The organism is Streptomyces sp. NPDC049627, from assembly GCF_044465645.1.
Lineage (GTDB): Bacteria > Actinomycetota > Actinomycetes > Streptomycetales > Streptomycetaceae > Streptomyces.
This window is the reverse complement of sequence record NZ_JBITLW010000003.1, coordinates 90,152-111,396: the sequence shown is the minus strand read 5'-3', so window position 1 is coordinate 111,396 and position 21,245 is coordinate 90,152. Positions and strand designations below refer to the sequence as shown.

The 21,245-nt window shown below is 70.7% G+C and carries 23 protein-coding genes; 7 read left to right on the top strand and 16 right to left on the bottom strand.

The features are described 5' to 3' along the window. The first annotated feature begins 81 nt into the window (after positions 1-81). Genes ACIBU0_RS09630 through ACIBU0_RS09615 form a run of 4 tightly spaced genes read left to right on the top strand, consistent with a single transcriptional unit; the run spans position 82 to position 4,524 of the window. Complete coding sequence (locus tag ACIBU0_RS09630; protein ID WP_398814275.1) at positions 82-1,980, top strand: lasso peptide isopeptide bond-forming cyclase; 1,899 nt, start codon at positions 82-84, stop codon at positions 1,978-1,980. Positions 1,981-1,989: 9 nt separating this feature from the next. Then, complete coding sequence (locus ACIBU0_RS09625) at positions 1,990-2,250, top strand: lasso peptide biosynthesis PqqD family chaperone (protein WP_398814272.1); 261 nt, start codon at positions 1,990-1,992, stop codon at positions 2,248-2,250. Beyond that, complete coding sequence (locus ACIBU0_RS09620; RefSeq protein ID WP_398814270.1) at positions 2,247-2,768, top strand: lasso peptide biosynthesis B2 protein; 522 nt, start codon at positions 2,247-2,249, stop codon at positions 2,766-2,768. The genes ACIBU0_RS09625 and ACIBU0_RS09620 overlap by 4 nt, the downstream gene beginning before the upstream one ends. Continuing rightward, positions 2,746-4,524 carry an ABC transporter ATP-binding protein gene (locus tag ACIBU0_RS09615; protein ID WP_398814267.1) on the top strand — a complete coding sequence of 593 codons (1,779 nt, stop codon included), beginning with the start codon at positions 2,746-2,748 and terminating at the stop codon, positions 4,522-4,524. Before ACIBU0_RS09620 ends, ACIBU0_RS09615 begins: the two co-directional genes overlap by 23 nt. Positions 4,525-4,561: 37 nt before the next feature. Here ACIBU0_RS09615 and ACIBU0_RS09610 read toward each other — a convergent pair whose 3' ends face one another. The 12 genes from ACIBU0_RS09610 to ACIBU0_RS09555 form a co-directional block, all read right to left on the bottom strand. Further along, on the bottom strand, positions 4,562-5,191 hold the full coding sequence (locus ACIBU0_RS09610) for an OmpA family protein (protein ID WP_398814264.1): 630 nt from the start codon (positions 5,189-5,191) through the stop codon (positions 4,562-4,564). An 8-nt stretch (positions 5,192-5,199) separates the two neighbouring features. Beyond that, positions 5,200-5,778: a hypothetical protein gene (locus tag ACIBU0_RS09605; protein WP_398814261.1), complete on the bottom strand. Its 579-nt coding sequence runs from the start codon at positions 5,776-5,778 to the stop codon at positions 5,200-5,202. 34 nt (positions 5,779-5,812) lie between these two features. Then, the gene (locus ACIBU0_RS09600; RefSeq protein WP_398814258.1) at positions 5,813-6,409 is read right to left on the bottom strand and encodes a pilus assembly protein TadG-related protein; all 597 of its coding nucleotides are present in this window, start codon (positions 6,407-6,409) and stop codon (positions 5,813-5,815) included. After that, positions 6,409-6,606, bottom strand: a complete 198-nt coding sequence (locus ACIBU0_RS09595; protein WP_398814255.1) for a Flp family type IVb pilin — start codon at positions 6,604-6,606, stop codon at positions 6,409-6,411. Before ACIBU0_RS09595 ends, ACIBU0_RS09600 begins: the two co-directional genes overlap by 1 nt. Before the next feature lie 468 nt (positions 6,607-7,074). Next, the gene (locus tag ACIBU0_RS09590; protein WP_398815531.1) at positions 7,075-7,962 is read right to left on the bottom strand and encodes a DUF5936 domain-containing protein; all 888 of its coding nucleotides are present in this window, start codon (positions 7,960-7,962) and stop codon (positions 7,075-7,077) included. 49 nt (positions 7,963-8,011) lie between these two features. Next, a complete protein-coding gene (locus tag ACIBU0_RS09585) occupies positions 8,012-8,959 on the bottom strand; it encodes a type II secretion system F family protein (RefSeq protein WP_398815528.1) in 948 nt (315 codons plus the stop codon). Positions 8,960-9,013: 54 nt separating this feature from the next. Continuing rightward, positions 9,014-10,351 carry a CpaF family protein gene (locus ACIBU0_RS09580; protein ID WP_398814252.1) on the bottom strand — a complete coding sequence of 446 codons (1,338 nt, stop codon included), beginning with the start codon at positions 10,349-10,351 and terminating at the stop codon, positions 9,014-9,016. A 12-nt stretch (positions 10,352-10,363) separates the two neighbouring features. Next, entirely contained in the window at positions 10,364-10,714 is a 351-nt protein-coding gene (locus tag ACIBU0_RS09575) for a TadE/TadG family type IV pilus assembly protein (protein WP_398814249.1), read from the bottom strand. 1 nt (position 10,715) lies between these two features. Further along, positions 10,716-11,042, bottom strand: a complete 327-nt coding sequence (locus ACIBU0_RS09570) for a pilus assembly protein (RefSeq protein ID WP_398815525.1) — start codon at positions 11,040-11,042, stop codon at positions 10,716-10,718. 50 nt (positions 11,043-11,092) lie between these two features. Then, positions 11,093-12,355 (bottom strand): CpaE family protein, encoded by a 1,263-nt coding sequence (locus ACIBU0_RS09565; protein ID WP_398814246.1) that lies wholly within the window; start codon positions 12,353-12,355, stop codon positions 11,093-11,095. A 9-nt stretch (positions 12,356-12,364) separates the two neighbouring features. Next, entirely contained in the window at positions 12,365-13,072 is a 708-nt protein-coding gene (gene cpaB / locus ACIBU0_RS09560; protein WP_398814244.1) for a Flp pilus assembly protein CpaB, read from the bottom strand. A 78-nt stretch (positions 13,073-13,150) separates the two neighbouring features. Further along, positions 13,151-13,960: a hypothetical protein gene (locus tag ACIBU0_RS09555; protein ID WP_398815522.1), complete on the bottom strand. Its 810-nt coding sequence runs from the start codon at positions 13,958-13,960 to the stop codon at positions 13,151-13,153. A 243-nt stretch (positions 13,961-14,203) separates the two neighbouring features. Between ACIBU0_RS09555 and ACIBU0_RS09550 the strand changes: the two genes are divergently transcribed. Beyond that, complete coding sequence (locus tag ACIBU0_RS09550; protein ID WP_398814241.1) at positions 14,204-15,883, top strand: chitinase; 1,680 nt, start codon at positions 14,204-14,206, stop codon at positions 15,881-15,883. Positions 15,884-15,895: 12 nt separating this feature from the next. Here the strand turns inward: ACIBU0_RS09550 and ACIBU0_RS09545 are convergent, their stop codons facing one another. Continuing rightward, complete coding sequence (locus tag ACIBU0_RS09545; RefSeq protein WP_398814238.1) at positions 15,896-16,285, bottom strand: hypothetical protein; 390 nt, start codon at positions 16,283-16,285, stop codon at positions 15,896-15,898. Positions 16,286-16,418: 133 nt separating this feature from the next. On the opposite strand from ACIBU0_RS09545, the gene ACIBU0_RS09540 reads away from it, so the two are divergent. Together ACIBU0_RS09540 and ACIBU0_RS09535 are read left to right on the top strand one after the other, a co-directional pair. Continuing rightward, positions 16,419-16,934: a SigE family RNA polymerase sigma factor gene (locus ACIBU0_RS09540; protein ID WP_398814235.1), complete on the top strand. Its 516-nt coding sequence runs from the start codon at positions 16,419-16,421 to the stop codon at positions 16,932-16,934. 64 nt (positions 16,935-16,998) lie between these two features. After that, positions 16,999-18,285 (top strand): hypothetical protein, encoded by a 1,287-nt coding sequence (locus ACIBU0_RS09535; RefSeq protein WP_398814233.1) that lies wholly within the window; start codon positions 16,999-17,001, stop codon positions 18,283-18,285. Between the two features lie 9 nt (positions 18,286-18,294). On the opposite strand, the gene ACIBU0_RS09530 is transcribed toward ACIBU0_RS09535, so the two are convergent. The 3 genes from ACIBU0_RS09530 to ACIBU0_RS09520 all read right to left on the bottom strand — a co-directional run bounded on the left by ACIBU0_RS09530 (position 18,295) and on the right by ACIBU0_RS09520 (position 21,204). Then, positions 18,295-19,614 (bottom strand): Nramp family divalent metal transporter, encoded by a 1,320-nt coding sequence (locus ACIBU0_RS09530; protein WP_398814230.1) that lies wholly within the window; start codon positions 19,612-19,614, stop codon positions 18,295-18,297. 66 nt (positions 19,615-19,680) lie between these two features. After that, positions 19,681-20,133 (bottom strand): ATP-binding protein, encoded by a 453-nt coding sequence (locus tag ACIBU0_RS09525; protein WP_398814227.1) that lies wholly within the window; start codon positions 20,131-20,133, stop codon positions 19,681-19,683. 144 nt (positions 20,134-20,277) lie between these two features. Then, positions 20,278-21,204, bottom strand: a complete 927-nt coding sequence (locus tag ACIBU0_RS09520; protein WP_398814225.1) for an anti-sigma factor RsbA family regulatory protein — start codon at positions 21,202-21,204, stop codon at positions 20,278-20,280. Positions 21,205-21,245 lie beyond the last annotated feature (41 nt).

The window sequence follows — 21,245 nt, the reverse complement described above, 5'->3', positions numbered from 1 at the left end:
CGGGGAGTGTTTCCCCAAGGGGTGGTGGGTTCACGCAGTGCACCGCGGCTGGGCGCCCCACCGCCCCAGGATGGTTTCGTCATGGGCGTTGCCGACTTGGCTGACTTTGCCGACTTTGCCGACAGCGACGTACCGGGCTGGTTCGTCGCTCTTCCCGACTGTGCCGCGGCGGAGCCGATAGGCGCCGCACTGCGGGGTTGGGGGATGCGGGAGGTGCGCCATCCCTCCGGGCGGGCCTGGCTGCTCGGGCGCTGGTCCGAGGGCGCGCCGGCCGTCGGGGAAGCGGGGCGGGCCAAGGTCGCGCTACTCGGCCTGCACACCGTCGGTGCCGGTCGCCTCACCTCGGTGGCCGGCCACCTGCGTTCGGTCGACGAACTGGACGGCCTGGCGAGGACTGCCGCCGGAAGCTTTCATCTTGCCGCGTCGGTCGACGGGCACGTGCGGGTGCAGGGGAGCGTCAACGGCTTTCGGCCCGTGTTCCACGCCAGGATCGGTGACGTCACGGTGGCCGCCGACCGCGCCGATGTCCTCGCCCGCCTGCTCGGCGCCGACATCGACCCCCCACGGCTGGCGGTCCGTCTGCTGAACTCGTTCGCGCTGCATCCGGTGGCGGGTCTGCCGGTGTGGCGCGGTGTGAACGCTCTGCCCAACGGTCACTACCTGGTGCTCGACGGGGACGGCCGGCATCGGTCGGTCCCCTGGTGGCAGCCTCCGGAGCCCGTCGTGCCGATGGCCGAGGGGGCGGCGGCGTTGCGGGCGGCCCTGTCCGACGCGGTCGAGGCACGCACCCGGGGCCGTGACCTCGTGAGCTGTGATCTGGGCGGGCTGGATTCGACCTCGCTGTGCTGTCTGGCCGCCCGCGGTGGGGCTCAGGTCGTCGCCTACACCGCCGACGGTCTCGACCCCATGGGCGAGGACGTCACCTGGGCCCGACGCACGGTCACCGCGCTGGGCAACGTCGAGCACCACGTCATCGCCGGGGACCGGCTGCCGATGGTCCACGAAGGAGTGTTCGACAGCAGCGATCCGGACGACCTGTTCCGCGGCAGTCACGACCTGTTCGACGAGCCCTGCCCGCTCGCGGCCGACAGCAACCGGTGGCTGGTCGTCGCCCGGTCGGCCGCGGCACGCGGCTCGCGCCTGCACCTGGGCGGTTTCGGCGGGGACGAGTTGCTCGCCGGTTCGCCGGCACACCTGCACGCGCTGCTGCGCACCCATCCCAGGACGGCGTTGCAGCGCCTGCGCGGTTTCGCCGCCCAGCGGGCGTGGCCGTACCGGGAGACACTGCGGCAACTGGGGGACCGCGGCCCCTACCGGGCCTGGCTCGCCCGGGTCGGTGACCGGCTCACCGCCGAGGCACCCCCCGCGGACACCCCGTCCCTGGGCTGGGGGATACCGCCGCGCCTGCCGCCGTGGGCGACGCCGGACGCGGTGGCGGCCGTACGCGAGCTGATCCACACCGCGGCCCATACGGCACAGCCACTGGCCGCGACGCACGGGCAGCACGTCGAGCTGGAGGGGCTGCAGAGCAATGCGCGCGTGATCCGGCAGCTGGGCCAGATGGCCGCACGGCTCGGGATCACGCTCGCCACCCCGTACTTCGACGACAGGGTGATCGAGGCGGCGCTTTCCGTACGGCCGCAGGACCGGATCACGCCCTGGCGGTACAAGCCGCTCATCGTCGAGGCGATGCGCGGCATCGTGCCCGACGCGAGCCTGACCCGGCACACCAAGGACGAGGGCTCCGCCGACGCGGAGGCCTCGCAGCGGGAGGACCGCGGCAGACTGCTCGCCCTGTGCGACGACTCGCGGCTGGCCCGGCTGGGCCTGGTCGACCCGGACGTGCTGCGCGAGATGTGCCGCCGCCCGCTGCCGCCGTCCCTGCCGCTCGACGCCCTGTATCAGACCGCGGCGTGCGAGGAGTGGCTGCGCACGCTCGAGGTCCCCGCCGTAGGCCGTACCGCGCTGAGGGAGAGGTAGGCAGCAACCATGACACTCAGGCTGCGTGAGGGCGTGTTCACCGCCGAGACCGACTACGGGATCGCGCTGCTCGACGAGGACCGCGACCAGTACTTCACCCTCAATCCCACGGCCGCGGTCGTCGTACGGACGCTGCTGGACGGCCGGCCCGTGGAGGCGGCTGTGCAGGCGCTCACCGCCGAGTACGCGGTGGATGCCGACAGCGCGGACCGGGACGTACGGGAGCTGATCGGCGAACTGCGCTCGGCCGGGCTGGTGGAGGACTCATGACCTCGGCCGAGGTCATCGTCCACGATCCGCGCTCGGTGCCGCTGCCGCGCCGGGTCCTGGTGCGGCTCGCGGTGGCCCTCGCCCGGCTGCTGGCCGGCCGGCGGCCCCGGCGCATCCGGATCGTGCTGGGCCGGCTCGGCCGGGGTGCTCGTCCGGCCACCGTCGACCAGGCGCGAAGGGCCCGGGACGACGTCGTCGCGGTCAGCCTGGCGTGTGCGGGGCGGGAGGGGTGCGTCGCCCGGTCCCTGGCCACCGTCCTGCTGTGCCGCATGCACGGCCAGTGGCCCACCTGGTGCGTGGGGGCACGGCGGCTGCCGCCCTTCGGGGCGCACGCCTGGGTGGAGGCGGAAGGGGTGGCGGTGGGCGAGGAGTACCCCGCGGACTACTTCCGGCCGCTGTTCACCGTGGAGTGCGGGGGTGCTGTCAGCCGCAAGCCCGGTGGTTTCGTCGGCTCCCTTGACTCGGTTGACTCCGTTGACTCCGGCGGTTCGGGCCGTGAAGCGGGAAGCCGCGGCTAGCCGGGCCGGGCCCCGGGACGTCCTGCGCCTGCTGTACGGGCACCGGCGGCGGATCGCCCTCGCCGTGCTGCTGATGCTGGGCGCCACGGCCCTCAGCCTGGCTCAGCCGCTGCTGGTGAAGCGGGTGATCGAGTCGGCGGGGTCCGGCAGCCCGGTCACGCCGGCCGTCGCACTGCTCGTGGTCTTCTTCCTCGCCCAGGCGGTGGTACAGGGCCTCGCCCAGTACGTGCTGGCCCGTACCGGCGAAGGCATCGTGCTGAGCGTCCGGCTCGGCCTGATCGGGCATCTGCTGCGCCTGCCCATGCGCCAGTACGACCGGCACCGCGTCGGCGACCTCATCTCCCGCGTCAGTGCCGACAGCACCACCCTGCGGCTGCTCCTCGCCGAGGGCTTCACGGACGCGGTGACCGGCAGTGTCGGACTGGTCGGGGTGGTGGTGCTGATGATCTGGCTCGACTGGCTGATGTTCCTCATCGTGCTGGGCATGGTGGCGCTCGCCACCGTCCTCGTCGGCTCGGTGCTGCGCGGCATCGCGGCGGCATCGCTGGCCACCCAGGAGGCGACGGGGGCGATGACCGCCGACCTGGAACGCGCGCTTGGCGCCATCCGCACCGTCCGGGCCGCCCGCGCCGAGCAGCGCGAGTCGGACCGTATCGGCGGCCGGGCGCGGTCGGCGTACCGGGGAAGCCTGCGGATGGCGAAGCTGGACGCGGTGGTGGCACCGGCCGTCGAACTGGCCGTCAAGGGGTCGTTCGTCGTCGTGCTGCTCGTCGGTGGCATACGCGTCGCCGACCAGGACGGATCGGTTGCGGACCTGGCCGCCTTCCTGCTGTACATGGTCTATCTGATCGGGCCGATCGGTGCGGTGTTCCAGTCGCTCAGCACCATGGAGCAGGGTGTGGGCGCGTATCGCAGGGTCACGGAGGTACTGGCCCTGCCGACGGAGGGGGAGACCGGGCCGAGGCCCGCGACGGTGTCCCGCGGGGCCGATCGCACGCAGCCCCTGCTGGCTTTCCGGGACGTGTGGTTCGGCTACGAACCCGGCCGCCCCGTCCTGCGCGGGGCGACCTTCGAGGTGCCCGAGCACTCCCATGTCGCCCTGATCGGCGGCTCCGGTGTCGGGAAGTCCACGGTCTTCGCGCTCCTCGAACGGTTCTACGAGCCGGACCGGGGCCGTATCGAGTTCGACGGCAGGGACATACGCACCGTCGGCCGTGCCGCGCACCGGGCCCGGATCGGCCTGGTGGAACAACAGGCGCCGGTGCTGTACGGCACCCTGCGGGAAAACCTGACCTACGCCGTCCCGGACGCCACGCCCGAGGAGGTGGACCGGGTGGTGGCGCGCGTGCACCTCACGGACCTGGTCGCGGGGCTGCCACGCGGGCTGGACACCGACGCCGGGGAACACGGCATGGCGCTGTCCGGCGGGGAGCGCCAGCGCATCGCCATCGCCCGCGCGCTGCTGGCCCGGCCCCGGCTGGTCCTGCTGGACGAGCCGACAGCCCACCTGGACGCGGTCAGCGAGGCGGCGCTGCGCCGGACGATCCGCGACGCGGCGGCGGAGTGCACGCTGCTGGTGATCGCCCACCGCATGTCGACCATCCGCGCCGCCGACCTGATCCTCCTGCTCGACGAGGGCCGGATCGTGGCCGCGGGCAGCCACGCCCAACTCGCCGCCACCAGCGAGCACTACCGGCGTCTGCTGCACGCCCAGCAGCCCGGAGCCGTGGACGCCTCGCGGGCGGGCGCGGGGTGAGCAGCGGCGGTGCGCGGCTCTCCGCCCTTGTGACGGGTCAACCTTCCGAGCGCGGGAAGGAGACCTCCACCCTTCGGTTCTTCTTGCGGCCCGCCTCCGTCGAGTTGTCGGCGATCGGGTACTCCTCGCCGTAGCCCCGTACCTCGTACGTGACTGCGGAGTCGTCCAGCTCCGCCTCCAGGACTCCCTGCACGGCGTTCGCGCGCTTCCGGGACAGGACGTCGCCGTGGGCGGAGGAGCCGAGGTTGTCGGTGAAGCCGAAGACGCGGATGCGTGTCGCGTGCTGGGTTTTGATCTCTTCCGCGATGGATGCGATACGGGCCTTTGCCTCGCCGGTCAGCTTCGCGCTGTCCTTGGGGAAGAGGACCTCCGCCTGGAGCGCGAACTTCACGTCCGTGTTGGTGTCCTCCCGGCGTTCCTCGCCTGCCTGGTCCTCGACGACCTGCTTGATGTCCAGGACCTTGGGTTCGGCGAGCGTGGCGCCTTCCGGGAGCTTGAGGTCGGGGTCGTTCGCGTCGACTTCGACCGGGGCGGAGGCGGTGGCCTCGGTACCGGGCGGGACGCTGGGGTCGTCGGCCGCGTCGGCTGTGGTGGCGCCGAGGATGTGGGCGGCGACCAGGAGGGTGGCTGCGGTGAGGGTGAGGGGGAGGCGGGGGGTGCGGGTCATGGCCGGCCTCATCCGGAGATCGTGATGTCGGCCGGAGCGAACATGGGCAGTTGGAAAGACACCTCGGTCGTGTCATTGGGCGGTGCCGGGAACTGCATGAACACTGGGATGGTCTCGCCGGACTTGATGGACGTGACGCCCGTCGTGGTGAGAGGGCGACCGTCCGTGTCCCGGAGGACGTAGTAGCGCTTCTTCCCCTTGGGATCGACCAGCGTGGCGCCGCCGAAGGACCGACCGTTTCTGAGGATCTCGGTCTCGTTGCCGCTCAACTGAGCAGGCAGGGACAACACCTTGTCGGCGTCGCTCTTCAAAGTGCCGCTCACCGTGACGAACCCGCCAGTGTCCCGCGTGGCGGAAGTCAGCTGGAGCAAGAGACCGTTGGGCCCCTTCAACTCCGCCAGCGGCTGCTCCGCTTGACCTTCCTGAGCACTCGGACCGGAACCACTGCTCTTGGAAGCAGGAGCCGACGCCCGGGGCTTCTTGTCGTCGCCTCCACCGCCGCAGCCGGCCACGCCCACGATCAGGCCGGCCGCAACAGTCAGCGCGACCATCCCCTTGCGCGCCCTCGTAGTGCACCGAATGCTCATGCCTCTGTTTCCTTCGTCACTCGTCGATCGCTTGTCAGTCGGCCAGGTGGACGTCGAAGAGGTCCTCAGGCTCCGGAAGAGTGGTCGGGTCATCCGGATCCAGGTCCCAGGTCGTGTCGTCGCAGGTGAGTTGCGGGAGTACGTCGTCTCCGGCGTCCTCTCCCGGGAGCTCGAACTCGCAGAGCGGCTCGATCACGGCGGTGGCCGTCGCTTTCGAGTGCACGTCCTCGGTGCCGGGCACGATGGAGTCACCAACGGGTTTCGTGGTCTCGACGTCGACCTCGTAGCCCGGGGGCAGTCCGAATGTCGGCGCGCAGTCCGCCGTCGCGTCATTCTGCGCTGCCAGCTGTTCGGCACGTCCGCACCCGTCGAACACCACGCCCTCGCCGTCGAAGATGTCCTGCCACTTCGTCGGATCGAGTACGTTCGCCACCCACTCGTCCGTGAGCTTGTCCCGAGTGTCCAGGGCCGCCGCGAGCGCTGCCGCGTCGGCTGCCGTCTGGGCACCGTTCCGATTTGCTGCGGCCTGGCCGACCGCCAGGTAAGCGAACGCGAGAAAAAGCAGGCCGGCCACCACCGTGATGTAGATGGGGAAGGCCTGCCCTGCGTCGCCGTACCTGCGAGGTCGCATCAGCCGCCGGTGACTTCGAGGATCTTGTCGGTGATCGCGTTGTAGATCGTCTGACCGATGTCCGTCCCCGTAATCGCCAACACGATCGCCACCACCACCGCGATGATCCCCAGATACTCCACCGCCGTCTGCCCCTTGTCGTCGCGAGCAGCCCGGGAGCGGAGGTATGCGACGGTGGTGTGGATCCAGTTGCTCATGGTGTTCCCCTCTGGTGTCCGGCGATCGGTGAGCGCTGGGCTCGCAAGTCTTGAGAGAAGTCTTGCGAGAAAAGTAAGCGGGAACACCCGAAACACCAGAGGGCCCCGGCACCCGATTCCGGGCCCTGGCCGAAAACCATCGCTGCGTCATCGCCGTGGGCTCCGTCCTGGGCGTGAACCCGGGGCCGTGCCCAGCCAGTTCGCGGCGGCCTGCGCCCGCCCGGCGCTGTGGAGTTTGGCGAAGATGCAGTTCATGTGGCCCATGGTCTCCGCCTCCCCCCTGCTCAGCCGGAACCGTGACCTGTCCGACGACGACTGTCCCACATCTGGTTGCACTTGCGAAAGGTGTTCCGGGTAATTCCCTGTAGCTGTTGCGAGTTTGGTGTTTGCTTGAGCGAGTTTCGAGGACGCCGCACTGCCGTCCGCCGGCGACATGCCTGCCATACAGTCCTCCCCCCTACTCCCCCGTCACTCCCCCGTCAGCGACCCGAAGTCCGTCCCCGACCCCAGCAACAGCCCCGCCCCCAGCAGGATCATCGTCGCCGGCACCATGAACGTCGTGATCATCATCGTGGCCTTGGGCACCGCCCGGGCCGCCTTCCGGCGGGCGTTCTGGGCGTCGGTGCGGCGCATGTCCTTGGCCAGCGCCACCAGGGTGTCGACGATCGGCGCGCCGAGCTCCTCGCCCTGCTGGAGCGCCGTCACGAACATCGCCACCTGCTCCGAGTCGTTCCGCCGCCTCAGCTCGGCGAAGGCCTGGCGGCGGCTCATGCCCAGGTCCATCTGGCGGAGCGTGATGCGAAGTTCGTCGGCCCACGGGCCCTCGTATCTCGACGCCACCCGGTCCAGCGCCTGGCGGAAGCCCAGACCCGCGCTCACCACGACCGCCAGCACGTCGAGGAAGTCCGGCAGGGTCCGTTCGATCTCGTCCTTGCGGATGCGGATCGCCGACCAGATGCCCACCTCCGTCCAGAAGGCGCCGAAGGCCAGCAGCAGCAACGCCACCAGCAGCTGGCCCCGGAGCAGGAAGACCAGGAAGCCGACCGCGCCGAGGAATCCGTACACCGCCCGCCTGGCCGCGTAGCGGTCGATGGTCAGGCCGCCGGGGTTGCCCGCGAGGTCGATCTTGCGGCGGTACCTGGCCACCAGCTTCGGGCCCATCAGGCGCAGCACGGCGGGGGCGTAGCGCATGCCCAGGCGGTCGACGAGCGAGTCCACCGCGCCGGTGCGGGTGGCGCCGACCTCCAGGGCCAGCGCCAGGTCGCTCGGCAGTTTCGCGTCCGCCCGGTACATGCGGATCGCCGCGAAGATCCCCCACACGCTCAGGCCCATCACCAGCGCCAGGAGCAGGCCCAGTTGTCCGAGTCCCATCGTCCCGTCTCCTCCCTTCCGTCCTTCCGCGCCCTCAGACGTCGATCCGCGACATACGGCGGATGAGGATGAAGCCGACCGCGTACAGGCCGAACGCGATCAGCACCGCCGCCTGACCGAGCGGCGAACCCGTCATGCGGTCCAGGGCTCCGTCCTTCACGCCGTTCATCAGGAACAGCGACCCCACGCCCAGCACCGGGACCGCGTACGACGTCATGTTCACCTGGGAGAGTTGCGTACGGACCTCGCGCCTCGTCTCCTTGCGCTCCTCCAGCGTCTCCGTCAGGTTCCGCAGCGCGCTCACCACCTGGCCGCCCGCTCGGTTCGACAGCACCAGCGTCGTGACCAGGACGACCAGTTCGCGGGACGGGAGACGCTCGGCGAGATCGCCCAGCGCGTCGTCCATCGAGGCGCCCAGTGCCAGCTGGTGGGAGACCTTGGCCAGTTCCTCGCCCGCCGGGGCCTCCAGTTCCTCCGCCGCCAGGCCGATCGCCGTACGGAGTGCCAGGCCGGCGTGGGCGGCGTTGGCCAGGATGCGGGCGAGTTCGGGGAGTTGGTTGATGAACTTCTCGATGCGCTTCTGGCGTTGCCAGTTGAGGAACTGGACGGCCGCCCCCACGCCCAGCAGGCCCGCGATCGGGCCGAAGAAGGGCGCGAGGGTCGCCTGGCCGACCAGCCACAGGCCCGCCACCGCCGCCAGCATGTAGGCGAAGAACTCGCCGGGGGTCACGTCCAGGCCGGTCGCCGCCAGGCGCAGTTCCAGCCGCTTGCCCGGTTTCGTACGGCGCAGACGGCGGTCCAGGTCGGCGAAGCGGCGTCGGCGGCCCCCGGCGCCGGTGATCTGGCCGGCGGCCGTCAGGCGGTCGACCAGGGCCTGGCGCTGGGCCCTTCCGGAGGCGTACGCGTGGATGCCCAGCACGGCCAGCGCGCAGGTCAGCAGGACGACGCCGGTCGTGAGCGTGATGCGGGTCTGCAGCTCCATGGCGACGGTCTGCAGGTCCACAGCGACGGTATGGGGTTCCATGGCAACGGGTTCCTACCTGGCTTCTCGGGTGGCGAGCTCGAGCGGGGACTGGGCGACGCCGAAGGCCTGCGGTATCGGCTGGCTCGCCATGTAGAGGCGGTCGGCGGTGCGGCGCGGGAGGGGGAAGTAAGCGAAGGCTCCGTGGACGCGGCCGTCCGGCGTCATGGGCTGGGCGTTGAAGCGCGCGACCGTCGCGAGGCGGTACGGCTCGGCCCCGTGGCTGTCCAGGATCGCGATCTCGGTGATCCTGCGGGCGCCGTCCGGGAACCGGGTCAGCTGGATGATCACGTCCACGGCGCTGTTGATCTGGTCGTGCAGCGCCTCGAAGGGGACCGAGACGTCGGACATGGACGCCAGGGTCTTCAGGCGCATCAGGGCGTCCTCGGTGCTGTTGGCGTGCACGGTGGCGAGGGAGCCGTCGTGGCCCGTGGACATCGCCTGGAGCATGTCCAGGGACTCGCCGCCGCGGACCTCGCCGACGACGATCCGGTCGGGGCGCATCCGGAGGGAGTTGCGGACCAGGTCGCGGATGGTGACCTGGCCCTTGCCCTCGACGTTGGGGGGCCTGGACTCCAGCCGGATGACGTGGGACTGCTGGAGCTGCAGTTCGGCCGAGTCCTCGATGGTGATGATGCGCTCGTGCTCGGGGATCAGGCCCGAGAGCGCGTTGAGCAGGGTCGTCTTTCCCGTGCCCGTCGCGCCCGAGACGATGATGTTGGACTTGGCCTGCACCAGCCCGGCCAGCAGATACACCATGGGCTCGTCGAGCGAGCCGAGGCCGATCATCTCGTGCAGGGTGAAGGAGCGGGGGAAGCGGCGGATCGTCAGCGTCGCGCCGGTCAGGGACAGCGGCGGGATGATGACGTTCACGCGCTCGCCGGACGGCAGACGGGCGTCCACCATCGGGTTCGACTCGTCCACCCGCCGGTTCACCGTCGACACGATGCGCTCGATCGTCTGCATCAGCTGGTCGTGGGAGGGGAAGCGGAGCGGCAACTGCTCGACGCGGCCCCCTCGTTCTACGAAGATCGCGTCCGGGCCGTTCACCATGATCTCGGTGATCGACGCGTCCTCCAGGAGGGGTTCGAGGATGCCGAGGCCCAGTGCCTCGTCGACGACCCTGCGGATCAGCTGCGCGCGCTCGACCGTCGACAGCACCGGGCCCTCACGGCTGATGATGTGGCCCAGGACCCGCTCCAGGCGGGCCCGGCGCTCGGCCGCCGCCAGCGAGCTCATCTCCGCGAGGTCGATCTCCTCCAGGAGCTTGGCCCGGTACGAGGCGACCAGGTGACCGTCCTCGCCCCGGCTGCCGTGCTCCTCTGGGGTGTTGATGCGTGACCTCAGGCTCATGTGGATCCTCGTTCAGTGGTCGACCGGCATGGTGGCGGTCTTGTGGGCGGGGTCGAAGTTCCAGCCGGGGACGATCGAGGGGATCTCGACGGTGGCGGTGACGGTGACCTCGTCCCCGCCTTCCGAGGGGATGCAGGTGACGGAAAGCCAGTCGCTGACCGCGTTCGCACAGCCGTCCTGCGCGCTCTCGTCCAGCGAGGCGGCCCGCGCCCCCGCCCTGGCCGCCGTGCCCGCCTGCTGGGCGGCGTAGGCGATGAGCCCGAGCTGGATGCCGGCCATGGCGACGAGGATCAGGATCGGGAGGAACCCGAGGTACTCGATGGCGACCTGGCCGCGGTCGCGGACTTTCCCGCCGTACGACATCTCAGTCCCCCTTCTCCTCCTGTACGGCCCCCGCATGGCCCTCGACCGTGAACGGGAAGCCGATGGAGCCGGGGAAGAGGACGGGCACCTCCAGGAACACGTCGGCCGTGACATAACCGCCGTTCGCACCGCAATCCACGGTGGCCCCTCCCTCCCACGCGTCCGGCAGGTGCTGGAGCCCCGCTTCCTCGCAGGCCGCCTGCACCTCCTCCGACGCCGTCCCCGCCCGCACCGCCTCGTCAGCGGCATTCCCCGCCAGCGAGAAGGTGTATCCCACCAGTACGCACTGCCACAGCAGCACCAGCGTCAGGATGATCAGCGGCGTCATCCCGAGGAACTCGATCGTGACCTGCCCCTTGTCCCCCCGCCGACGCCCCCTCACCGCCCCAGCTCCTTGCGCCGCCGGAACGTCAGCGCCGCCCGGTCCCCGCCCCGAGCCCTTCCGTTGCGGCGCTGGACGGCCCCCTCCGTGCCCTTGACCAGCCCCAGCTCCCCGGCGAGCGCCCACAGGGCCTGCCTGACCGTCCCCTTGCTGTCCAGCTCGTGCACCCGGCCGGCGTCGACCGCGCCCTGGAGTTCCTTGTAGTTGGCGGGGACCGCGGTGGCGGCGATCCCCGTGCCGGTGATCTTCTGGATGAGGGCGGGCTGGATCTCCGCACCGCGCGAGTGGCGGTTGACGACGATCGTGGTCTCCTCGGCCTTGCGGATCTGGAGGCGGTCCCACATCCGTACGGTGCGTTTGGCGCCGCGGACGGCGACCACGTCCGGGGTGGTGACGAGGAGCGCCGTGTCGGCCATCTCCACGGCGGCCGCGCTCGCGCCGGTCAGCTGGCCGCCGCAGTCGATGACGACGACCTCGTAGCGCGAGCGCAGGGCGCTGACGATGTGGCGGGCGGCCCGGTCGGTGACCTCCTCGCCGCGCTCGCCGTCGCCGGGGGCGAGGAGCAGGCTGACGCCCGTGTCGTGCCGGAACACCGCGTCCGCCAGCACGCGCGGCGAGATGTCGTTGATGTTCGCGAGGTCGACGACCGAGCGGCGGAACTGGATGTCCAGGAACGCGGCGACGTCCCCGGTCTGGAGGTCCATGTCGAGCAGCGCGGTGTCCCGGCCGGACGCCTGGGCGGCGAGGGCCAGCTGGATGGCCGTGAGGGTGGTGCCCACCCCGCCCTTGGCGCCGCTGACCGTGACGACGGTGCCGCCGACGCCGCTGAACACGTCCCCGCCGGCGCCCAGATGCCGCCGTACACCCACCGACCACTGGGCCACCGCGTGGACCCGGCTGGCCAGCTCCTCGTAGTGCAGGGGGAGGGCGACCAGGCCCCGGGCCCCGTAGTCCATGGCGGCCTGGAAGAGGCCGGGGCCGGCGTCGGAGGTCACGAGGATCACGCCGACCGCGGGGAAGCGCAGGGCGACCTCGCGGATGAGCTCCAGGGCCGGGACGGGGCCGATGCGTTCGTGGACGACGACGACCTCGGGCAGTTCGTCGATGGACTCGGCGGCCAGGCGGGCGAGGGTGTCGACGAGCTGGGTGGAGTCGGTGACCGGGGCCACCGGCTCCGCGTCGGGGAGCTGGCTGAGCAGCGTCGTGAGGGAACGGACCGCGTCCGCGTCGCCGACGGCCGGGAGGATCCTCGTGGGCATAGGGGCCTCTCACTTGTCCTTGGCGAGTTCGTAGGTACGGTCCGTCGCGGGGATGTCGGAGTCGCTGCCGGGGGCCACCAGGGCGAGCCGGACCTCGTCGGCGAACGACTCGGCGTACGTGATGCGCTGGGCGTCGAGGGCGGTCAGGGCGAAGGTGATCGGGACGGCGTCGGTGGGCTTCCGGTTGCGGTCGTTTTCATCCGGTTCCAGCGAGGTCAGCTTGCCCACGGCGATGACCCTGGCGTTCTCGACGATGAGCTTGGACTGGTCGGGGTCGCCGTCGCGCTGTCCCTCGAAGGTGGCGTAGACGTTGACCGTGCTGTCCGCGGTGATCTTGCCGGCGACACCCGTCGCCGCGTCGATCATGATGGCGATCTCCTGCTCGCCCGCCTTGAGGGCGGGCTGGTTCACGATCATGTCGCTCTGCAGCAGGGAGCCCTCGCGCAGGGTCGTGACGGCGACCTTGCCCTGGATCTCCCGGAGGTCGGTGACCGCGTTCTCGGACAGCCACCGCTCGGGCATCTCGATCTTCTCGAACTGGCTCGCGCTGAGCTGCGTGTAGGGGGCCACGCTCGACTTGACCCGGTAGGCGGTGACCTCGGGCCCGACCTTGGACTTCACGTCGCTGATGACGGACAGGACGCCGGCGAAGGCGCCGAGGGCGCAGACGACCGACAGGAGCAGGAGTATCACGCCGCGGCGCTGACGGGAGTTCATGAACCGTACAACCTCATTGGGGGACTCGGTCGGGAGCGGTCGGGTGGGGTCGGGACGGCCTTCTGCGGCCGGGTCCGGTCAGCCTGCGCGGGCCGGTTGCTCGTGGGCGGGCGGAGTGGCGGAGCAGAAGACGCACCGGTCGCCTATGACGTCGATGCCGCACCAGTGACAGGAGTTCTGCCGTACGGAGGTGACCAGCTGGTAGAGCACCGGCAGATCGGGGAGATAGGCGCAGAACTCGATCAGCTTGGGCGTCCCCCACCAGGCGACGGACTCGGCGGGCAGCACCGCCTCGCGCAGGCCCTGCGGTCTCCAGGACGGGGTCAGGGTGGCGGTGACCCAGTCGGACTGGAGTTGCCCCTTGGCGACCAGCATCGACGTGCCGAACTCCGGGCCGGGCAGGGTGACTCCGGGGGCCATCCGGACCAGCTGGGGGGCCGGGTGGGCGAGGACGGCGAACTGGCTGCCGGGCACCCAGGACTTGGCGTGCGACCTGAGGTCGACGGGGATGCGGTCCAGCCTGGCGACGGAGCCGAGGAGGGCCCCGGCGTGGATGTAGTGGGTGAGCAGCCGCCCGGCGGAGGCGAGGACGCCGGGGCTGAGGTCGCAGGAGGCCAGCTGCCGCAACTGGCGGGCGAGGACGGCGAGTCCCAGCGGGGGCAGTTCCGGGCGGAACAGGGCGATACGGTCGGTCTCCAGCAGCGACCGTACGGTGCGCAGCCGCTGCTCCACACCGCGGGGGACGGCCTGCGAGCAGACGACGATCACATGTCCGTGCTGCTCGATGAGCGTCTGCACGACCGCCAACGACCGCTCCAGCGGCTCCTGGTCGAGGTCCCGGAGCACGACGGCGGGCACGGTTCGCTCGTCCTGCGCCGGCAGCGCCATGTCGGCGCTGGTCACGGCAATGGCAGTTGGCACGCGCAGCTCCCCGATGACTTCATTGCGTGACTATCTCAGCACTGTATCCACGGCTCCATGGCCGAAGAACAGCTTCTGTCCAGCCGAGAAGCAACTCCCCTCGCACAAGTCACGCCAAAACGGGGCAGGTTGCGCACACATTTTCTCCACCACCGGAATCCCTTGACACCTGAATTGGTCTGGACCAAGTTGTTCGGCATGCCTCTTGTCATGTCCATACGCGCCAGATTCCGGGTGGGCGCGGTCACCGCAGCCCTCGCCCTCGCCTTCCTCCCCGCGGGCCACGCGTCCGCGGCCGACGTCAACAACGCAAGGAACGCCGGCTTCGAGTCCGGCCTGAGCAACTGGACCTGTTCCGCGAACAGCGGGACGACCGTCTCCTCACCGGTGCACAGCGGCACGGCAGCCCTGAAGGCGACGCCGGCCGGGCAGGACAACGCCCGGTGCGCCCAGACGGTGGCCGTCCGCCCGAACTCCACGTACACGCTGAGCGCCTGGGTCCAGGGCGGCTACACCTACCTCGGCGTGACGGGCACCGGCACGACCGACGTGTCGACCTGGACGCCGGACTCGGCGGCCTGGAAGCAGCTGTCCACCACCTTCACCACCGGCGCCTCGACGACCTCCGTGTCGGTGTACACGCACGGCTGGTACGGCCAGGCCGCGTACTACGCGGACGACGTGTCGGTGTACGGCCCCGACGGCGGCGGGGGCACCGACCCCTCCCCCACGGTCCCCGGGGCGCCGGCCGGCCTGACCGTGTCGGGCACGACGTCCTCGTCGGTGTCGCTGTCCTGGAACACCGTCGCGGGCGCGACCGGCTACAACGTCTACCGCGACGGCACGAAGGTGACCGCGGTGACCGGCACTTCGGCGACCGTGACCGGCCTCGCCGCCTCGACGTCGTACTCCTTCCAGGTCACGGCGACCAACGCGGCCGGTGAGTCGCCGAAGTCGGCGGCGGTGACGGGCACGACGAACACCCCGACCGGCCCGGGCCCGGCCCTCCCCGAGCACGCGGTGACCGGGTACTGGCAGAACTTCAACAACGGCGCCACGGTCCAGAAGCTCGCCGACGTCCAGTCCCAGTACGACATCATCGCCGTCGCCTTCGCGGACGCCACGTCGACGCCGGGCGCGGTGACCTTCACGCTGGACTCGGCCGGGCTGGGCGGCTACACCGTCGACCAGTTCAAGGCCGACATCAGGGCGAAGCAGGCCGCCGGCAAGAAGGTCGTCGTCTCGGTGGGCGGTGAGCGCGGGACGGTCGCGGTGAACGACGCGGCGTCGGCGACGAACTTCGCGAACTCCGTGTACGCCCTGATGCAGACGTACGGCTTCGACGGCGTCGACATCGACCTGGAGAACGGCCTCAACGCGACCTACATGACGCAGGCGCTGCGCTCGCTGTCGGCCAAGGCGGGCTCTTCGCTGGTCATCACCATGGCGCCGCAGACCATCGACATGCAGTCGACGTCGAACTCGTACTTCCAGACCGCGCTGAACATCAAGGACATCCTCACGGTCGTCAACATGCAGTACTACAACAGCGGTTCGATGCTCGGCTGCGACGGCAAGGTCTACAGCCAGGGCTCGGTGGACTTCCTCACCGCGCTGGCCTGCATCCAGTTGGAGGGCGGCCTGGCCCCGTCCCAGGTCGGACTGGGCCTGCCGGCCTCGACCCGGGCCGCGGGCAGCGGGTACGTGTCGCCGACCGTGGTGAACAGCGCCCTCGACTGCCTGACCAAGGGCACGGGGTGCGGCTCCTTCAAGCCCTCGCGGACCTACCCCGACCTGCGGGGCGCGATGACCTGGTCGACCAACTGGGACGCGACCGCGGGCAACGCGTGGTCGAACGCGGTGGGGCCGCATGTGCACGCGCTGCCGTAGGCGCCGTCGCACTCATCCCATCGGCCGGTAATGGCCGAGCACCCAGGCCAGCTGCGCGAACCACTCCTGCAGCCTCGGCCTGGGCCTGGCCTCCACCCCGCACTCGTAGAACCGGCCGTCCATGTGGACGACGGCGACCATCAGGGCCTTGGCGTCGGGGCTCGCCTTGTAGTGGACGCTGCGGATCTCGGGCCAGCGGAACTCGATCGTGAGGCCGGACATCTCGAAGACGACTCCGGACCCGTCGACGACGACCGCGTTGCGCTTGTCGACCGCGAGGAACTCCGGGCCGGGTGGAGCCTGTTGGGACGGGACCGGTGCATACCCGGGTTGCGCGGGCGCGTACTGCGGCGGGGGTGGGCCGAAGCCCGGGACGGGAGGGGGTGGTGGCTGCTCGGTCATCCGTCGGATCCTCGGTCCTCGCGCTCGTCGTGAGCTTTTTGCGTGCTGTGGTGAAACATTCTCCCCACCCCGCCGCATCAGTGAGGTGAGGACCTCACCGACGGCCGGCCGCAGCACAGCACAGGGGGAACACATGAGACAGGCCCGCGCGGACGACTACGCGGAGTTCGCGCTGGCCAGGGCCGGTCATCTGTACCGGTCGGCCTGTCTGCTGACCGCCGGGGACACCCACCTCGCCGAGGATCTCGTCCAGGAGGCCCTCGGCAGGCTCTACGTCCGCTGGGGGCGGGTGTCCCGGGTGGAGAACCCGGCCGGTTACGCGCAGACGGTCCTCACCCGCACCTTCCTCGCCCATCAGCGGCGGCGCAGCAGCACCGAGCGGGCCACGGACACCTTTCCCGACCGGGCGGCGGCCGACGGCGGCCACGGCGACCTGTCGCTGCGCCTGACCCTGCTTCAGGCGCTCGCCCGGCTGCCCGCCAAGGACCGCGCCGTGATCGTCCTGCGGTACTGGGAGGACCGGTCCGTCGAGGACACCGCCGAGGCGCTGAACGCCAGTTCCGCGGCGGTGCGGACGCGGTGCACCCGGGCGCTCGGGCGGTTGCGCGAGCTGCTGGGCGAGGACCTCGGCGAGTACGCGACCCCCTGACCCACGGCCTCTGGCCCACGGCCCCCTCTCCGACGACCCCAATCCTGCGAACGGTGGTTTTGCCATGCCTGTGGAACACGACGAGGAGCACTTCGAGGAGCACTTCGCGGGGCGGCTCAGTCACGCCCTGCACGACACCGGCGGCGACTTCGACACCGACCGGGCCGCGCTCGCGGCAGGCGGCCGGGCGCGAGGGCGGCGCTTGACGCTGCGGCGGCGGGCCGCCGTGGCAGGGGGCGCGGCCGGGATCGCGCTGGTCGGCGTCGGCGCGGCGCTGCTGGTGCCGTGGGGCGGCACGCCCGCTCCGCTGCCGTCGAACTCCAGCGTGGCCGGTCAGCCGTCCGGCACGCCGTCCACCACCCCCGCTCCCTCCCCCGTGACGAGCCGCGAACTCATCGAGACCCTCGAAGGGCTGCTCCCCGAGGGCAAGGTCAGCGAGCAGGAGGCGCGGGGCGCCGACGGCGACATGCCGACGCCCTACGTCCACCTCGTGTACGACGACGGCAAGGGCCCCGGCGCCATCGGTGTCAGCCTGAACGAGGTCGAGCCGGGCAGCGATCAGGCCCGGCAGACGGTCGACTGCCCGGACAAGACGCTGATCCCGCACGACAGCTGCCTGTCCACCCGGCTGCCGGACGGTTCCCTGCTCAAGCTGTTCCAGGGATACGAGTATCCCGACCGGCGCGTGGACACCAAGTGGTGGTCGGCGGACCTGGTCACCCCGGCCGGCCAGCACATCTCCGTCAGCGAGTGGAACGCCGCCGCCGAGAAGGACGCGCCGGTCAGCAGGCCCGAACCGCCCCTGTCGACGGCACAGTTGAAGGAGCTGGTGACGGCCCGGGTGTGGCGTGGGTACGTCGACTCGATTCCCGAGGATCCCAAGAAGCCGACGGCCGCCGCCACGCCGAGCACCGAGGTCGAGCCCGGCGTGGAGTCGGTCCTGGCCACGCTCGTCCCTCTCCTCCCGAAGGACGTCGAGGTCGTCGAGAAGGGCAGCGACTACACGTATCTCGTCCTCGACGACGGCAAGGGCAGGAGCTACGTGCAGATCGACGTGCAGCACGGTATGGGGGACAAGGAGACCGTCGACCAGCTCTTCGGGGACGGCGCCGAGACCCTCCCCGACGGCACGAAGGTCATGTCCCGTGAGAGCGGCGGCGACAAGGGCGTCGAGGGCTCGGTGATGTGGACCGTCGACACGCTCCGTCCGGGTCCGGAGGGCTTCCGTGTCGTCATCAGCGCCTTCAACGCCGGCACCCAGCACGAAGCCCCGACCCGCGAGACGCCCGCCCTGACCATGAAGCAGCTCCGGGAGATCGCCCTCAGCCCGAAGTGGGACCGCTTCCGCTAGGCCGCCTCTCTAGAAGAACTCCGACCACGGCTGGTCCCAGATCTGCTTCACGCACAGCACCAGGAACAGCAGCCCGGCGATCGCCAGCATCACATTGCTCACCGGCCCGTTGCGCCACTCCCTGGGCGTGCGTGAGGAGTTGAGGAGCCAGATCAGGGTGCCGGCGAGGAAGGGGAGGAAGGCCGCGCCCAGGACGCCGTAGATGATGATCAGGCGGAAGGGCTCGCCCTGGAACAGCAGGACGATGGGCGGGAAGGTCAGCCACAGCAGGTACGCGCGGAACGGCCAGGAGCGTTCGCGCGCGCCGGAGGCGACCTCCTCGCCCTTCAGTTCCCCGCGCGTGCGGTAGCGGGCCACGAAGTCCGCGAACATCAGGCTGACGCCGTGCCAGACGCCGATGAGGGAGGTGAAGGAGGTGGCGAAGAAGCCGATCAGGAAGAACTTGGCCGTCGCCGTGCCGTACCGGTCGTCCAGGATGTCGCCGAGCTGGATCAGGCCCTTGTCGCCGCTCGCGATGGCGATGTTCGCCGAGTGCAGCAGCTCGGCACCGACGAACAGCATGGAGATGACGAAGATGCCGGTCGTGGCGTACGCGACACGGTTGTCGAGCCGCATGACCTTCATCCAGCCGGTGTTCGTCCAGCCCTTGGCGTTGACCCAGTAGCCGTACGCGGCCAGCGTGATGGTGCCGCCGACGCCGCCGATGAGACCGAGGGTGTTGAGGATCGAGTCCTTCTCGTCGGGCAGGACCGGCAGCAGACCGGCGAAGGCGTCCGGGAGGTTGGGCGTGACGCGGATCGCCAGATACACCGTCACCACGAACATGACGCCCACCAGGACCGTCATGACCTTCTCGAAGACCTCGTACTTGTTGAACCAGACGAACACCAGGCCGACCAGTCCGCAGGCGATGGCCCACCACTGAAGGTCCATCACGTCCGGGAACAGCGCCTGCAGCGGCAGCGCGCTCGACGACATCGCGGCCGCGCCGTAGACGAAGCCCCAGATCACGGCGTAGACGACGAAGAACCAGGTGGTCCAGCGGCCGAGGCTCGCCCAGCCGTCGAAGAGGGTGCGCCCGCTCGACAGATGCCAGCGCCCCGCCGCCTCGGCGAGGGAGATCTTGACCAGACAGCCGATGATCGCGGCCCAGAGCAGGGTGTAGCCGAAGTTGCTGCCCGCGATGAGGGTGGCGACCAGGTCGCCGGCGCCGACGCCGGTCGCGGCGACGACGATGCCGGGGCCGATGTACCGCCAACTGGACTTACGGGGGCCGGAGTCGGTCTCGCCCACCTGTGATGCCGCTGTGTTTCCCGTGGTGTCCGCCATGATGGTCAAGAAAGCTCAAAGGCGGCGGGGGGACAAGAGGGCCTGCGCCATCTCCACTCGATGTGCTCATGCCCGGGACCGCTCGGCGGGCCCCCCGGTGGTGGCCTGCGACTGCCGCCGGCAGCAGTCGCCCGACCCGCACGTACCGAGCTCGAACCACACCGTCTTGCCCACGCCGTCCTGGTGGCACCCCCAGCGCCGGGCAAGAGCGTCGACCAGGAACATCCCCCGCCCGCTCTCCGAGGCACCCGCCTCCAGCACCTTCGGAACGCGACGGCCGGCGTCCCGCACCTCGCAGCGCAGGATCCCGTGCGCGGCGAACAGGGTCAGTCTGAAGCGGCTCGCGGAGTGCAGCAGGGCGTTGGTGGCAAGCTCGCTGACCAGCAGCTCAGCCACGTCCGCCACGTCGTCCAAGTCCGTGATCCCCCATTCCTCCAGCTGCCGGCGGACCTCCGCACGGGCCTCGCGGACCGCGGAGGGACGGGGGTCGTACTCGACGGTCAGATGGCCGGCTCCCATGGGCGGCTGGGGATACGAACCGTACTGAGGTGGGGACTCAGAAAAGCGCGCCCCGGAGAGGTGCAGCATGGGTCCAGGGTGGCAGTCCGGGGACACGGCCGCACGGGGAGAAATACCTGATTCCATACCTGCACCGGCACGCCGCTACCCGTACTGCAGCCGTACGCCCGCCCCCTCCCCTTCGTCCCGGACATCGACGTACGCGCACACCTGCCGGGCGAACCACAGCCCCTGCCCGGGTTCCAGTTCCGCACTCAAAGGCGGTACGAAGCCCGCGAGCGGATCGTCGACGCGGCGCCCGGCGCGCAGTTCGCAGACGCACGCCGGGGCCTCGCCCCACAGCAGGGCCCCGTCGAGCGGGCCGAGCGCGCCGGCCGCCTCGGTGACGGCCGTGGCGAACAACTCGGCGTCCGCGGCCGACAGTCCGTGCGCGACCGCCCAGCCCCGTACGACGTCGGCGCTCGCTGCCGGTCCGGGGAGCCGCTCGGCGTCGGCGGGAGGCGGTGGCAGCGGTACGGCGTCGAGTTCGGCGGCGAGACGGGCCGGGTCCTCGTACACGCCGGTGTCCGGGTGGGCGCGGCGGGCGGCGGCGATGATGGCATGGCCCGCGACGCGGGTGTCGTAGGCGCATAGGGCCGTCGTCGCGAGCGGGGCGAACAGGAGGTTGGCGAGGGCCTCGTAGCGGATCCACTCGGCGGTCTCCCGCGGGGTGCGTCCCGCCCGGCCGCCCCAGACGGGTTCCATGAGGAGGTGGATACGGCCGCCGGGGCCGGCGTGTGCGGCGAGGTAACCGGCGCCCTGAGCGATCGCGTTGGCGGCGGAGCCGGTGTACCACTCGGTGTGCGGGACGAGCCCGACGCTCTTCGCGTCGCCGCCGAGGGCGTCGCGCAGGAGGTCCAGGTTGGCGGGGGCGGCGATGGCCACGGGCGAGGGTTCGCCGGGGGCCGCGAGGGCTTCGGTGAGGAAGGGGAGGGCGGCGGCGAGGAACTCTTCGTCGGTGGTGAAGACGGTCATGCGGTGGTCGAAGGGGGTCATGGGCGTCGTGGGGGTCACGGGGGTCGTGGGTGTCATGGGCGTCTCCCTGGGAGTTGGTCGTCGGGTGGTCCGGGGCG

Coding starts and splice junctions, on each gene's coding strand:
- ACIBU0_RS09630 (WP_398814275.1), top strand. CDS start 82: ATGGGCGTTGCCGACTTGGCTGACTTTGCCGACTTTGCCGACAGCGAC.
- ACIBU0_RS09625 (WP_398814272.1), top strand. CDS start 1,990: ATGACACTCAGGCTGCGTGAGGGCGTGTTCACCGCCGAGACCGACTAC.
- ACIBU0_RS09620 (WP_398814270.1), top strand. CDS start 2,247: ATGACCTCGGCCGAGGTCATCGTCCACGATCCGCGCTCGGTGCCGCTG.
- ACIBU0_RS09610 (WP_398814264.1), bottom strand. CDS start 5,191: ATGACCCGCACCCCCCGCCTCCCCCTCACCCTCACCGCAGCCACCCTC.
- ACIBU0_RS09605 (WP_398814261.1), bottom strand. CDS start 5,778: ATGAGCATTCGGTGCACTACGAGGGCGCGCAAGGGGATGGTCGCGCTG.
- ACIBU0_RS09600 (WP_398814258.1), bottom strand. CDS start 6,409: ATGCGACCTCGCAGGTACGGCGACGCAGGGCAGGCCTTCCCCATCTAC.
- ACIBU0_RS09595 (WP_398814255.1), bottom strand. CDS start 6,606: ATGAGCAACTGGATCCACACCACCGTCGCATACCTCCGCTCCCGGGCT.
- ACIBU0_RS09585 (WP_398815528.1), bottom strand. CDS start 8,959: ATGGAGCTGCAGACCCGCATCACGCTCACGACCGGCGTCGTCCTGCTG.
- ACIBU0_RS09580 (WP_398814252.1), bottom strand. CDS start 10,351: ATGAGCCTGAGGTCACGCATCAACACCCCAGAGGAGCACGGCAGCCGG.
- ACIBU0_RS09575 (WP_398814249.1), bottom strand. CDS start 10,714: ATGTCGTACGGCGGGAAAGTCCGCGACCGCGGCCAGGTCGCCATCGAG.
- ACIBU0_RS09570 (WP_398815525.1), bottom strand. CDS start 11,042: ATGACGCCGCTGATCATCCTGACGCTGGTGCTGCTGTGGCAGTGCGTA.
- ACIBU0_RS09565 (WP_398814246.1), bottom strand. CDS start 12,355: ATGCCCACGAGGATCCTCCCGGCCGTCGGCGACGCGGACGCGGTCCGT.
- cpaB (WP_398814244.1), bottom strand. CDS start 13,072: ATGAACTCCCGTCAGCGCCGCGGCGTGATACTCCTGCTCCTGTCGGTC.
- ACIBU0_RS09555 (WP_398815522.1), bottom strand. CDS start 13,960: ATGGCGCTGCCGGCGCAGGACGAGCGAACCGTGCCCGCCGTCGTGCTC.
- ACIBU0_RS09550 (WP_398814241.1), top strand. CDS start 14,204: ATGTCCATACGCGCCAGATTCCGGGTGGGCGCGGTCACCGCAGCCCTC.
- ACIBU0_RS09545 (WP_398814238.1), bottom strand. CDS start 16,285: ATGACCGAGCAGCCACCACCCCCTCCCGTCCCGGGCTTCGGCCCACCC.
- ACIBU0_RS09540 (WP_398814235.1), top strand. CDS start 16,419: ATGAGACAGGCCCGCGCGGACGACTACGCGGAGTTCGCGCTGGCCAGG.
- ACIBU0_RS09535 (WP_398814233.1), top strand. CDS start 16,999: ATGCCTGTGGAACACGACGAGGAGCACTTCGAGGAGCACTTCGCGGGG.
- ACIBU0_RS09530 (WP_398814230.1), bottom strand. CDS start 19,614: ATGGCGGACACCACGGGAAACACAGCGGCATCACAGGTGGGCGAGACC.
- ACIBU0_RS09525 (WP_398814227.1), bottom strand. CDS start 20,133: ATGGGAGCCGGCCATCTGACCGTCGAGTACGACCCCCGTCCCTCCGCG.
- ACIBU0_RS09520 (WP_398814225.1), bottom strand. CDS start 21,204: ATGACACCCACGACCCCCGTGACCCCCACGACGCCCATGACCCCCTTC.